The organism is Mesorhizobium sp. ES1-3, from assembly GCF_020164795.1.
Taxonomy (GTDB): domain Bacteria; phylum Pseudomonadota; class Alphaproteobacteria; order Rhizobiales; family Rhizobiaceae; genus Mesorhizobium.
Genome location: NZ_JAIUGW010000030.1, coordinates 33,840 through 45,902, shown reverse-complemented (window position 1 = coordinate 45,902; position 12,063 = coordinate 33,840). Strand labels below are relative to the sequence as shown.

The window sequence follows — 12,063 nt, the reverse complement described above, 5'->3', positions numbered from 1 at the left end:
GGACCAAAGCCCCGCCGCGTCTGCTTGAAAGGCTCAGAGATCAATAGATCTTGGAGAACTTCTCGATGTTGCTCTTGTCGAACTTGAAGGGCGGAGCCATCGCGGCCGAATTGGTGTCGTCGAGCGTCACCTTGCCGACACGGCCGATCGACAGCGTGGCGCCGGGCTTCGCTTCTTCCTTCTTCACCGCCAGGTCATGGGCGAGGTAGACGGCGGAGTAACCGAGATCGATCGGGTTCCACAGCGCAACCGCCTGGCTGGCGCCGTTGTCGATGAACTTCTTGAATTCCGACGGCAGCGCCAGGCCGGTGACGTTGACCTTGCCGATCAGGTTCTCGTCGGTGACGACCTGGGCGGCGGCGACGACGCCGACGGTGGTCGGCGCGATGATCGCCTTGAGGTTCGGATAGGACTTCAAGAGGCCCTTGGCCTCGTCGGTGCTCTTGGCCGAGTCGTCATCGCCATAGACCGTGGCGACGAGCTTGATCTTGGGGAACTTCTCCGGCAGCACCTTCTTGGCCGCTTCGATCCAGGAATTCTGGTTGGTCGCGGTCGAGGAGGCCGACAGGATGGCGACGTCGCCGCCTTCCGGCAGATAGTCGGCGGCAAGCTTGATGATGGTCTCGCCGATCAAGCCGGTATCGGACGGGTTGAGGTGAAGCTGGCGGCCTTCCTTGGCGACGCCCGAATCCCAGGAGATCACGGTGATGCCGCGCTCCATGGCCTTCTTCAGCACCGGCACCAGCGCGTCGGCGTCATTGGCGGAAATCGCGATGGCGTTGACCTTCTGCGCGATCAGCGAATTGACCACTTCGATCTGCGCCTCGGCGGTCGCCTTGGTCGGGCCGGTGTAGATGATATCGACATCGCCGAGTTCCTTGGCTGCCTCTTCGGCACCCTTGTTGGCGGCATCGAAGAAGCCGTTGCCGAGCGACTTCACCACCAGCGCGATCTTGACGTTTTCCGCATAGGCGGCATTCACGAACATGGCGGCCGAGAAGGCCGCCGTGACCATCAGTTTCTTCAAGAAGCTCATCGAATTTCCTCCCTTGAGCGTTGCATTCCATCGCCGCTGCGGCGTGAGTTCGTCTCAGGCCTGCAGTGAAGATTCTTCCCTTGTCGACTTGCGGGCGACGATCAGCGTCACCCCCGCGGTTTCCAGCATCTTGGCTTCGCGGTCCTCGATGCCGTCATCGGTGATGACGGTGGCGATGCGCGAAAGACCGCACAGGATCAGGCTGGAGCGTTTGCGGAATTTCGAGGAATCGACCAGCACCACCAGTTCGTCGGCCTGGTCGATCAGCTTCTGCTCCGCCTGGATCAGCAGCGGATCGCCCTCCATCAGGCCGAGCGGCCCTAACCCCTGCGCGCCCATGAACATGCGGCGCGCATAGAAATTGCGCGTCACGTCATTGTCGAAGGGCGACAGGATGATGTTCTGCTCGCGATAGATCGTGCCGCCCGACAGCATCACCGTGTTCTTGGAGTGCTTGAGCAGATGCTCGGCGATCGGGAACGAGTTGGTGAAGATCGGCATGCGGCGGCCGGTCAGGAAATGCACCATCTGGAAGGTGGTGGTGCCGCCATTGATGATGATCGGCTCGCCGTCCTTGCATAATTCCACGGCTTCGCGTGCGATGGCTCGCTTCTGCGCGGCGTTGAGTGTTTCGTTGACCGAGAAGGGACGGCCGGCCAGCCCGATGAACTGAGGCGGCGAGATCGCCTCGGCGCCGCCGCGCACGCGGCGCAGGCGCTTCTGGACATGGAGGGCCGCGATATCGCGCCGGATCGTCGCCTCGGACGACTCCGTCAGGTCGACCATCTCCTGCACCGTCACCACAGGCTTTTCCTGGACGGCGGACAGAATGATCCTGTGGCGCTCTTTTTCGTGCATGGTTCCTCCCTGCCTCGGCATCTAGGCACTCAAAACGAGCAGTGTCAATCATTTCCGATCATATAATTTCATTGTGCAGTGCAATATGATTGATATTGATCGTTTGTGATTGACAAGCTCGCCTCTTGCGTAGACATTCCCCGGCGAAAAAGGAGCGCATCGTCCGCGCCCCAAGGGAGGATTACCTATGCTCGACAAGCGCTCCGGCTCGCGCCTCGCCAATCTGTGGGATGATGCGAAGGCGAAGGGGATGAGCGAGCCCGAGCTTCTGGTCTATCGCTCGAACACGCTCGGCTCCGACAAGCGCGTCACCAATTATGGTGGCGGCAATACATCCTCGAAGATATGGCAGAAGGATCCGCTCACCGGCGAGAATGTCGAGGTGCTGTGGGTCAAGGGCTCGGGCGGCGACAGCGCCTCGATCAAACTGGACGGCTTCGCCACCCTCTACATGGACAAGCTGCGGGCACTGAAGGGGCTTTATCGCGGCGTCGAGCACGAGGACGAGATGGTGGGCTATCTGCCCCACTGCACCTTCAACCTCAATCCGCGCGCGGCCTCGATCGACACGCCGCTGCACGCCTACGTGCCGAAGCCCTTCGTCGACCACATGCATCCCGATGCCATAATCGCCATTGCCGCCGCGAAGGATTCCAGGGCGCTGACCAATGAAATCTTCGGCGACGCCATTGGTTGGCTGCCGTGGAAACGGCCGGGCTTCGAACTTGGCCTGTGGCTGGAGAAATTCTGCCTCGAACATCCCGCCGCCAAGGGCGTCATTCTCGAGAGCCACGGCCTGTTCACCTGGGGGGACACGCCAAAGGAGTGCTACGAGACGACGATTTCGGTGATCAACCAGGCGATCGAATGGTTCGAGCGCCGCTCCGAAGGCGTGGCGATCTTCGGAGGCGAGGTGGTGAAGTCGCTCGACGCCGCCGATCGCCGTGCCATTGCGGCCAAGCTGATGCCGAAAATCCGCGGCCTAATCTCGGAAAAGAGCCACAAGCTCGGCCATTTCGACGATTCTTCCGCCGTCCTCGAATTCGTCAACTCCAGGGATCTGCGCCCGCTGGCCGCACTCGGCACATCGTGCCCGGACCACTTCCTGCGCACCAAGATCCGCCCGCTGGTCATCGAATTCGATCCGGCAAAGCCTGATGTCGATGCCGTCATAGCGCGCCTCGCAGACGACATTGCCGAATATCGTGTCGGCTACCAGGCCTATTACGACAGCTGCAAGCATGCGGATTCGCCGGCCATCCGCGACCCCAACGCGGTAGTCTATCTGATGCCCGGCGTCGGCATGTTCACCTTCGCCGGCGACAAGGCGACGGCGCGCATCTCGGGCGAGTTCTACGTCAACGCCATCAACGTCATGCGCGGCGCCTCGACCGTCTCGTCCTATGTCGGCCTGCCCGCGCAGGAAGCCTTCGACATCGAATACTGGCTGCTCGAGGATTTGAAGCTGCAGCGCATGCCGAAGCCGAAGTCTCTCGCCGGCCAGATAGCGCTGGTCACCGGCGGCGCCGGCGGCATCGGCCGGGCCACGGCCAACCGCCTGCTGCGCGAAGGCGCCTGCGTGGTGCTGGCCGATATCGACGAGGCGGCGCTCGCCGGCACCAATGAGGAACTGGCCAAGGCCTATGGCAAGGATTTCGTCCGGGCGGCTCTCATCAACGTCACCTCTGAAGATCAGGTCGTCGCCGGCTTCGCCGAGACGGCAGTCGAGTTCGGCGGCATTGACATTCTGGTCTCCAATGCTGGCCTTGCCTCCTCGGCGCCGATCGAGGAGACGACGCTGGCGCTGTGGAACAAGAACATGGACATCCTGTCGACCGGCTATTTCCTGGTCTCGCGCGAAGCGTTCCGGCTTTTCCGGGTGCAGAAGATCGGCGGCAACGTCGTCTTCGTCGCCTCCAAGAACGGCCTTGCCGCGTCACCCAATGCCGCTGCCTACTGCACGGCCAAGGCGGCCGAGATTCATCTGGCCCGCTGTCTCGCGCTGGAAGGCGCGGAAGCGCAGATCAGGGTCAATGTCGTCAACCCGGATGCGGTGTTGCGCGGCTCGAAGATCTGGACCGGCGAGTGGAAGGAACAACGCGCTGCCGCGTACAAGATGTCGACCGACGATCTCGAAGAGCATTACCGCTCGCGTTCGATGCTGAAGCGCTCGGTCTTTCCGGAAGACATCGCCGAGGCGATCTATTTCCTGGCCTCCGACATGTCGGCCAAGTCGACCGGCAACATCATCAATGTCGACGCCGGCAACGCACAGAGCTTTACACGCTAAGGACCCTTCCCTCTCCCCGTTTCACGGGGAGAGGGTGCCCGAAGGGCGGATGAGGGGCGGCGCCAGCCGAACGAGTATTGGGAGGAACAGCAGTGTCCGAAACCATCATTTCCGCCGACATCGTCGATAAGAACAATGCCGCGCGCAAGGCCGACCTCGAGCGCGACTACGCCTCGCTCGGCGAGCGGCTGGACCGGCGCGGCATCGCCATCGATGCGATCAGGGACAAGGTCGAGAAATTCGCCGTGGCGATCCCGTCCTGGGGCGTTGGCACCGGCGGCACGCGCTTTGCCCGCTTCCCCGGTGCCGGCGAACCGCGTGACATCTTCGACAAGATCGAGGATTGCGCCGTCATCAGCCAGCTGACGCAGGCGACCCCGACCGTCTCTCTGCACATCCCGTGGGACAAGGCCGACCCGAACCGGCTGAAGCAGGCGGCCTCCCGCTTCGGCCTCGGTTTCGATGCCATGAATTCCAACACCTTCTCGGACGCGAAGGACCAGAAGCTCTCCTACAAATTCGGTTCGCTGTCGCATGCCGATGCCGGCACCCGCCGGCAAGCGGTCGAGCACAATCTCGAATGCATCGAGATCGGCAAGACGCTGGGCTCCAAAGCGTTGACAGTGTGGATCGGTGACGGCTCGAATTTCCCTGGCCAGGTCAATTTCGCCAAGGCGTTCGAGCGCTATCTCGATGCCATGCGGGAGGTCTATGCCGGCCTGCCCGCCGACTGGAAGCTGTTCACCGAACACAAGATGTACGAGCCCGCCTTCTATTCCACCGTCGTGCAGGACTGGGGCACCAACTACATCATCGCCAAGGAATTGGGCGACAGGGCGTTCTGCCTCGTCGACCTCGGCCACCACGCACCCAACGTCAACATCGAGATGATCGTGTCGCGGCTGATCCAGTTCAAGAAACTCGGCGGTTTCCACTTCAACGATTCGAAATATGGCGACGACGACCTCGACGCCGGTTCGATCGATCCCTACCGGCTTTTCCTCGTCTTCAACGAACTGGTCGATGCCGAGCTTTCCGGCGCCGAGGGTTTCGACCCGGCGCACATGCTCGACCAAAGCCACAACGTCACCGACCCGATCGAAAGCCTGATGTTGTCGGCGGTCGAGGTGCAGCGCGCCTATGCGCAGGCGCTGCTGGTCGACCGCAAGGCGCTCGAAGGTTTTCAGGACGGCAATGACGCGCTGATGGCGACGCAGACGCTGAAGGCAGCTTACCGCACCGACGTCGAACCGATCCTGGCCATGGCGCGGCTGAAAACCGGCGGCGCCATCGATCCTGTCGCCGCCTACCGGTCAGCGGGCTACCGCGCCAAGGTCGCGGCGGAACGCCCGGCGGTCGCCGGCGGCTCCGGCGGGATTGTGTGAAGGCGGATTCGACTGCGGATGTTCCCCTCACGACGTGCTTCGTGGGAGCCTATTTTTGTGAATGGACTCGGTCTCTCCGAGAGGGTTTTCTAGGTGTCCCCGCCCGGAGACCTGCCATGCATTTCACCCGTCGCACACTGATCGCCGCCAGCCTTTCGCTGACCTTCGCCCTTGCGCCCCTGTCGGCCGTTTTTGCTGCCTCTCCAGCACCCGCCAAGGGCGAGAACGGCATGGTCGTCACGGCACAGCATCTGGCTTCCGAAGTTGGCGTCGAGGTGTTGAAGAAGGGTGGCAACGCCGTCGATGCCGCGGTCGCCGTCGGCTATGCCTTGGCCGTGGTCTACCCCAATGCCGGCAATATCGGCGGCGGCGGCTTCATGACCATCCGTTTCAAGGACGGTAAATCGACCTTCCTCGATTTCCGCGAGCGGGCGCCGCTTGCCGCGACCAAGACCATGTATCTCGACAAGGACGGCAACCCGGTGAAGGGCGCCAGCCTCGACGGCTATCTCGCGGTCGGCGTCCCCGGTTCCGTCGCCGGTTTCGAAATGGCGCGCCAGAAATACGGCACCTTGTCCAGGCAGGACCTGATGGCGCCGGCGATCGCCTATGCCAAGGAGGGGTTCATCCTCAATCAGGGCGATGCGGCTTCATTTGCCGGCGGCGCCGAAAGGTTGGCGAAGGACCCAGCGGCGACCGCCATCTTCCTCAAACCGGAAGGCAAGCCCTATGGCATTGGCGAGAAGCTGGTTCAGCCCGACCTTGCCGCGTCGCTCTCGGCCATTTCGGAGAGAGGTGCCGATGCCTTCTACAAAGGCGCCATCGCCGACGCCATCGTCAAGGCGAGCGGCGCCAAGGGTGGTATCCTAGCCAAGAGTGATTTCGAGCAATATACGGTGCGCGAACTGAAGCCCGTCACCTGCTCCTATCGCGGCTACGAAATCATCTCTTCGCCGCCACCGAGCTCGGGCGGCATCATCATCTGCGAAATCCTCAACGTGCTGGAGGGCTATCCGCTCTCCTATCTTGGCGCTGGTTCGGCCGAGACCGTGCATGTCATGGTCGAGGCGATGCGCCACGCCTATGTCGACCGCAACTCGGCGCTCGGCGATCCCGATTTCGTCGACAACCCGGTCTCCAAGCTGCTGGATAAAGCCTATGCCAAGGACATCCGCGACAAGATCGATCCGTTCCGCGCCGGCGTGTCGCAGGACCTCATGCCGAAGGGCTTCGGCGAATCGAAGGAGACGACGCATTATTCGATCATCGACAAGGACGGCAATGCGGTCGCGGTCACCTACACGCTGAACGGCTCGTTCGGCGCTGGCGTCGTCGCCGACGGCACCGGCATCCTGCTCAACAACGAAATGGACGACTTCACCCAGAAACCCGGCGTGCCCAACCTCTATGGCCTCGTGCAGGGCGAAGCCAACGCCATCCAGCCGAAGAAGACGCCGCTGTCCTCCATGAGCCCGACAGTCGTGGCCAAGGACGGCAAGCCGTTCATGGTCATTGGCAGCCCCGGCGGTTCGCGCATCATCACCATCACGCTGGAGGCGATCGTCAACGTCATCGATCACGGCATGAACATCCAGCAAGCGATCGACGCGCCGCGTATCCATCATCAATGGTTGCCCGACACCGTCTATGTCGAGCCGTTCGGACTTTCGCCCGACACCGAAAGGCTGCTGGCCGGCATGGGGTATCACCTCGATCTCGCTGACCAGACCTGGGGTCAGGCGGCCGGAATCCTGGTCGGTGGCAAGAGCCTGGCGGAAATCGAGAAGGGCGGTGGCGCGCGCTACAATGGCGCCATAGACAGCCGCGCGGCATCGGGCGAAGCGCTTGGATATTGACAGGCCGCAAGCCTGTTCCTTGCCTGACGAGGCCGGATTCCGCCTTTCGGGACCGGCCTCCGCTTCATGGCCCGGCAGCAGCTGTCAGGTCACCAGCGTGATGGTCGATGCAATTAGCATCAAGGCGGCGATGCCGACGAACAGCGCATAGATGCGTGGCCGGTCGAGCAGCAGCGCGTTACCCGATATCCAGGCCGACGTGGCGCCGCCCAGCGCGAAGAGGAAGCCGTTGCGATGGCCGAAAGTCATCGATGCGGCCATCAGGCCGCCGATGATCAGGGCGCCGAACACGATGATCACGGCGACCGCGTATTTCTCGAAGTCGTTGTTGCCGATCCCTGGTCCGATCGCGTTCAGATTCGGCAGGTCGTCGGGATCGAAGGGGCTCGCCGACCCGTATTCGTCTTGACCCATGGATTCTCGCATCACTTGATCTCCGCTGACCGGCAACAAACCATCAACGCCTGCCGAGCGCAACCCGATCGCACGTCCCTCTCCATGTTGACCGACATCTTCAAACACTTTCCGGCCGCACTTGTCACCGTTCTTTCGGCCACCTGGCTCGAATGCAACGGCGTCGCCGCCCGGATGGCACGCCCACCCATATGGCCCGTGTCCGCGGGGAAAAGATAATGCCGCCGATCAATTCGGCTCCGGTAGGCCTAGGCGGCTGCGGCGGGAAGTCGCAGCGCCCGGCAGGTCCCGGCCGGATTGTTCGGCACACTGCCCTCGGCGCAACGCCTCGACGCGCTCCCAGGCCTGCGGGCGAGCTTCGAGCTGCACGCCGGCGAAGACCACACGTCGATCCTGCCGGTGACGGTCAACCGCGCGGTGCGGGCGGCTTTCGCGGTGCGGGAAAGGAATACCGCCTGGCTGAACACCTGCCTGGGTAAGAATCACCTCGCGCCATCATTCCTGTGAAGGGGAGGCGCTCAATCGACGATAGGGGATGCCATCGAATCTTGCCGTCACAAAATCGGTGACGGACATCTTGCGCTTGCGTCCGTCGCTGCAGGCGTAAACCGGCCAACCGGCATCGCTGCATTCGCTGGCTGCGCAAATACGTGCCAGGCAGTTACCGATAGTCAACCGGAAGCCGCCCTTGCCGGCGAAGCCTTGCAACAAGCTCCCGTCCGCCGAGCGCCATGTCCGCGCACGGAATTCCGCTCGCAAAAGCAATGGTTCGAGGGGGATCGCAAGATTGGTTTCGCCGGCATGCCCTGCGAACTGCAGACGGAAGCGCGCCATTGCAGTCGTGTATGCGGTCACAAGATCCGATTCGCGAAAATAGGCGATCGGCAGGTTGGAGCGGTCAAACAGATGAGACATACGCTCGCTTGCCTCTACCGGCGTCAGCAAGGCAACAAAGGTAAGAAAGGCGAAGCAAGCTCGCGACATTTTACAGCAGCCATATCGATCTCGGCCTGCCGGTTTGGCCCCGGTTGCCCTCCGGCAACATCCCGCCAAATCTCGCCCTGCGCAAGCCGCTTGCTGAGGCAGTCCATAAGGCGGCCGAGTGCAGCAATTCGCAAGGCCGCCGAGTTAAAGCGATTGGAGCCGAAGACGGTGATCGCATCAACCAATTTGCGCGGGCGGGCGACATACAGTCGGCGTTCGCGGCAAGGAGGAACACCCGCCGCAGCCGGAGTTCCTCAGCGGAGGCGAGCCGGCGGCAGTTCGAACAGCTTGGCGCCGTTCTCCTGGCCGCGCTCGACATAGCCGATGATGCCGAACCATCTGGCGACATCAGGCCCCTGCAGCCAGCTGCGCGAGTGGATGGGAAGGTTGCCGGCGAGCGCCTGGATATGCCTGATATGCCGCTTGCAGAAACGGACGGTCGAGCCGCGGAAGAAATCCTCCTGCGCGGCAAACAGCGTATCGGCGGCGTCGCTGTTCTCATGCCAGGCGATGATCGCCACGGCCTTCTCGCCCTCGACAAGCGCGTGCGCCCGGCCTTCCTTCAAGTTCATCATCAGATTGTCGTAGGCGATCTTGCTGTCCTTGCCGGCCGCCGCGTATTCCTCCGACATCCGCTTGGACAGGCCATGGAAGACGTCCTCGAGGTCCCCGAGCGTTGCTGCGCGTGCTCTCATTTCACCTCCTGCAGCCCCGCGGGAAGTTTGCCCTACGGTCGATGGATCACCAAGCAAATTGAATCCGACAGAAGTCCGGTGAGCGCAAAGTCGTTCCGTCGATCGATCTTTGTGACGGGCCCCACCAGGCCGACGGACGTGGGCCTGGTCCCGATAATTTCCGAAATCCGAGGTTGGAAAACGTTCGGGGCAGCAGATTCGCCCCTTTTTCGCGCGGTGCTGAGGAGTTTCCGGCCTGGTCCGCGCCGGCAAGTGATGTCGACTGGTGAATGCATTGGCCCGGCTGCTTCGGCGACCGGGCCAGTGATCCGCGGATCGTGCTGCCACCTAATGATTATGGGACTGCTGGAAGCCGGCCACGTCGTACTGAGATACGCTCTTCGGATTTTTCGAGTTTTGCGGCTGGGTGCCCGCGTAATGTGTTCCGGCATTTCCATCCGGGTTGAAGGCCGAGCCCGGAGCAGAGCTGGCGTGGCCGGGGGTCGCACTTCCTGTTTGAGGGGTTCCGATGGTTTGGCCGGGCTGACCTGTCGTGCCCGTCACCGTGTGGACATTGGTGGCCAGGGCCATGCCAATGGAACCCATCAGTAAGCCTGCCATCATCGGAACCAGGAGATGTTTCATGGTCGTTCTCCCAAAAGCATTTGATTTTGGGTGCTCGGGGTCTTGTGAGCACCCGGCGAACTAAAGTTAGAACGCTCTTCGGACCACCATTCATCCCGACTGTCGCAAACTGTGATCTGTTTGTTCACCGAGACACGCTTTTGGCCCGGCGGCTTCGGCCTTCACGCCTTTTAAGTAAGATCTAAGGGAACAAGAGCCTATGGATTCCGGTTAACTGGATATGCCAGCCAAGATCAAAGAACCACAGCCGAAGCCCGGCCCGCAGCCGCCAGTCAGTCGGTCGGACAAGGAAGCACCGTCGGAGCTTGAGCATATCGATCCACCACCGCGAGACGTGCGAGAGGCGCCGGCACCAAACCCCAATGGCGACAAGAAAACCTAAGCGACGCCACGAAAAGAAGGTTCTCGGGCTCGCGCACGTAAATCGAATGGATGTCGGCGCGGCCTAACCGCCAGCACCTCCAGCCAGACTGCGGCGTGGACGCGCATGTATTCCGCGATCGCCTCCGCCTTCAGGCCGATACAAAGCCCCATTCTTCGCATGTGACGATCCGGTTCGGTTGCCCGTGCCGGCGGCTTCAGCCGAGCAGGTCGGCGGCGACTTCGAGCGTGTTGCGGAACGACGTCTCGAGATGGTGCTCCATTGCCTTCGCGGCGCCTTCGGCGTCGTGACGCTTGAGTGCGTCGAGAATGGCTTCATGCTGCTCGATCGTCTGTTCGCCATAGCCGGGTTTGGGAATGGCAAGGTAGCGGCCGCGGTCCATCTGCGCCTTGGAGATGTCGACAGCCCGCCAGATCATCGGCAGGCCGCAGATCTCGGCAATGGTGCGATGAAAGACGTCGTCGAGCTGGATTGCGGTGGCGTATCGGCCGCGCGATATGGCGAGCCGGTGGGCCGCCATATTGTCCTCGAGCAATTCCGCTGACGCCGGCGTGAGCTTGACGGCCGCGCGCTTGGCGCTCTCCATCTCCAGCGCCCGGCGGATGACATAAGCTTCCTCCAGGTCGGCGCGGCTGATCGGCGCGACATAAGTGCCGGTCTGGGCCAGGATCTTCACCAGACCCTCGTCGCTGATGCGCTTGACCGCTTCCCGCACCGGCGTGCGCGAGACGCCGAGCGCTTCGGCGATCGCCACCTCGTTGATCACTTCCCCCGGCTTCATCTGCCCGACGACGATCAGGTTGCGGATCTTCTGATAGATCTGATCGCGGAGCGGCAGAGCCCGATTGAGGGTCGAAGGATCCAGGTCATGGCAAATCCGTAGCTTCGTTCAGCGGAAATGATCAGGTATATTAGAATGTAAATCGGAATGCACCCAATCCGAGGGTAATCTCTGCCGACGATGGAGTGATTGCTCAGGTCACGGAATCCAGCTTGCATCGTGCCTTCCCCGGTCGAGGATGGCCGCCTGGCGAACATCACCATGGCCGAGATCATGGACGGCAAGGAGGTCAGGGACCGGCTGCCGATCCCGCTGACCGTCGTCACCAAGAACAATGTCGGCTCGGTCGAGCCGGCCGGAACGGACCAAGAGAGGATGGTGCCCAGAGGCGGAATCTAAAAAGAAAGAAACTCTCGTTCTTTTCAGATGGTTGCGACTGGCAAGGTGGCGATGCCAGCCAACAGAAATCCCAACAAAATATTTCTGTGGGTTGGTTCTGTTCCCGAATGTCGCACGGGCATTTCCCGTGCCGATGCACCTGAATTATATTCTAGATGCCGATAGTTCTTAGCGCGTGAGCTAGCAAGATCGTCCTCTCCTCCACACTTTTTGGTGCAGGGATCTTTGGAACTCTTTCTTGTCCGTAACGACCAAAGACAATTAGTTATCACTAATGTATCGACGGGTGGTTGGCTGATCTGCTAATTTAGGCGGCCGTAAGCCTGACAGACTGACGGAGCTTCCGCCCACGATCAGTT

General features: G+C 61.7%; 11 protein-coding genes and 1 pseudogene. 5 read left to right on the top strand and 7 right to left on the bottom strand.

From position 1 onward, the window contains the following. Positions 1–40 precede the first annotated feature (40 nt). On the bottom strand, positions 41–1,036 hold the full coding sequence (gene rhaS, locus LB536_RS27785; RefSeq protein WP_140758869.1) for a rhamnose ABC transporter substrate-binding protein: 996 nt from the start codon (positions 1,034–1,036) through the stop codon (positions 41–43). A gap of 54 nt (positions 1,037–1,090) precedes the next feature. Then, complete coding sequence (locus LB536_RS27780; protein WP_140758870.1) at positions 1,091–1,894, bottom strand: DeoR/GlpR family DNA-binding transcription regulator; 804 nt, start codon at positions 1,892–1,894, stop codon at positions 1,091–1,093. A 187-nt stretch (positions 1,895–2,081) separates the two neighbouring features. On the opposite strand from LB536_RS27780, the gene LB536_RS27775 reads away from it, so the two are divergent. The 3 genes from LB536_RS27775 to ggt all read left to right on the top strand — a co-directional run bounded on the left by LB536_RS27775 (position 2,082) and on the right by ggt (position 7,425). Next, on the top strand, positions 2,082–4,184 hold the full coding sequence (locus LB536_RS27775) for a bifunctional rhamnulose-1-phosphate aldolase/short-chain dehydrogenase (RefSeq protein ID WP_224598174.1): 2,103 nt from the start codon (positions 2,082–2,084) through the stop codon (positions 4,182–4,184). Between the two features lie 92 nt (positions 4,185–4,276). Next, positions 4,277–5,569, top strand: coding sequence for an L-rhamnose catabolism isomerase (gene rhaI, locus LB536_RS27770; protein ID WP_224598171.1), 1,293 nt, complete (start codon positions 4,277–4,279; stop codon positions 5,567–5,569). A 116-nt stretch (positions 5,570–5,685) separates the two neighbouring features. Then, a complete protein-coding gene (gene ggt / locus LB536_RS27765; protein WP_224598168.1) occupies positions 5,686–7,425 on the top strand; it encodes a gamma-glutamyltransferase in 1,740 nt (579 codons plus the stop codon). 84 nt (positions 7,426–7,509) lie between these two features. Here ggt and LB536_RS31260 read toward each other — a convergent pair whose 3' ends face one another. Beyond that, the gene (locus LB536_RS31260; RefSeq protein ID WP_135916977.1) at positions 7,510–7,851 is read right to left on the bottom strand and encodes a hypothetical protein; all 342 of its coding nucleotides are present in this window, start codon (positions 7,849–7,851) and stop codon (positions 7,510–7,512) included. A 306-nt stretch (positions 7,852–8,157) separates the two neighbouring features. On the opposite strand from LB536_RS31260, the pseudogene LB536_RS27755 reads away from it, so the two are divergent. Further along, positions 8,158–8,346 (top strand): annotated as a pseudogene (locus LB536_RS27755) (hypothetical protein); the annotation flags it as partial. Here LB536_RS27755 and LB536_RS27750 read toward each other — a convergent pair. The 4 genes from LB536_RS27750 to LB536_RS27730 all read right to left on the bottom strand — a co-directional run bounded on the left by LB536_RS27750 (position 8,335) and on the right by LB536_RS27730 (position 11,401). Then, positions 8,335–8,823 (bottom strand): hypothetical protein, encoded by a 489-nt coding sequence (locus LB536_RS27750; protein ID WP_224598164.1) that lies wholly within the window; start codon positions 8,821–8,823, stop codon positions 8,335–8,337. The pseudogene LB536_RS27755 and the gene LB536_RS27750 overlap by 12 nt on opposite strands. A 254-nt stretch (positions 8,824–9,077) precedes the next feature. Beyond that, on the bottom strand, positions 9,078–9,518 hold the full coding sequence (locus LB536_RS27745; RefSeq protein WP_140758874.1) for a hypothetical protein: 441 nt from the start codon (positions 9,516–9,518) through the stop codon (positions 9,078–9,080). A gap of 327 nt (positions 9,519–9,845) precedes the next feature. Beyond that, positions 9,846–10,142: an adenylate cyclase gene (locus LB536_RS27740; protein WP_140758875.1), complete on the bottom strand. Its 297-nt coding sequence runs from the start codon at positions 10,140–10,142 to the stop codon at positions 9,846–9,848. Between the two features lie 578 nt (positions 10,143–10,720). Beyond that, on the bottom strand, positions 10,721–11,401 hold the full coding sequence (locus tag LB536_RS27730; RefSeq protein WP_318013507.1) for a GntR family transcriptional regulator: 681 nt from the start codon (positions 11,399–11,401) through the stop codon (positions 10,721–10,723). A 123-nt stretch (positions 11,402–11,524) separates the two neighbouring features. Here LB536_RS27730 and LB536_RS27725 point away from each other — a divergent pair, with 123 nt between their 5' ends. Continuing rightward, positions 11,525–11,704 (top strand): hypothetical protein, encoded by a 180-nt coding sequence (locus LB536_RS27725; RefSeq protein ID WP_224598162.1) that lies wholly within the window; start codon positions 11,525–11,527, stop codon positions 11,702–11,704. Positions 11,705–12,063: the final 359 nt, after the last annotated feature.

What these genes read in the sequence shown, in the direction of transcription:
- rhaS (WP_140758869.1), bottom strand. Translation starts at nt 1,036, where the DNA reads ATGAGCTTCTTGAAGAAACTGATGGTCACGGCGGCCTTCTCGGCCGCC.
- LB536_RS27780 (WP_140758870.1), bottom strand. Translation starts at nt 1,894, where the DNA reads ATGCACGAAAAAGAGCGCCACAGGATCATTCTGTCCGCCGTCCAGGAA.
- LB536_RS27775 (WP_224598174.1), top strand. Translation starts at nt 2,082, where the DNA reads ATGCTCGACAAGCGCTCCGGCTCGCGCCTCGCCAATCTGTGGGATGAT.
- ggt (WP_224598168.1), top strand. Translation starts at nt 5,686, where the DNA reads ATGCATTTCACCCGTCGCACACTGATCGCCGCCAGCCTTTCGCTGACC.
- LB536_RS31260 (WP_135916977.1), bottom strand. Translation starts at nt 7,851, where the DNA reads ATGCGAGAATCCATGGGTCAAGACGAATACGGGTCGGCGAGCCCCTTC.
- LB536_RS27750 (WP_224598164.1), bottom strand. Translation starts at nt 8,823, where the DNA reads ATGTCGCGAGCTTGCTTCGCCTTTCTTACCTTTGTTGCCTTGCTGACG.
- LB536_RS27745 (WP_140758874.1), bottom strand. Translation starts at nt 9,518, where the DNA reads ATGAGAGCACGCGCAGCAACGCTCGGGGACCTCGAGGACGTCTTCCAT.
- LB536_RS27740 (WP_140758875.1), bottom strand. Translation starts at nt 10,142, where the DNA reads ATGAAACATCTCCTGGTTCCGATGATGGCAGGCTTACTGATGGGTTCC.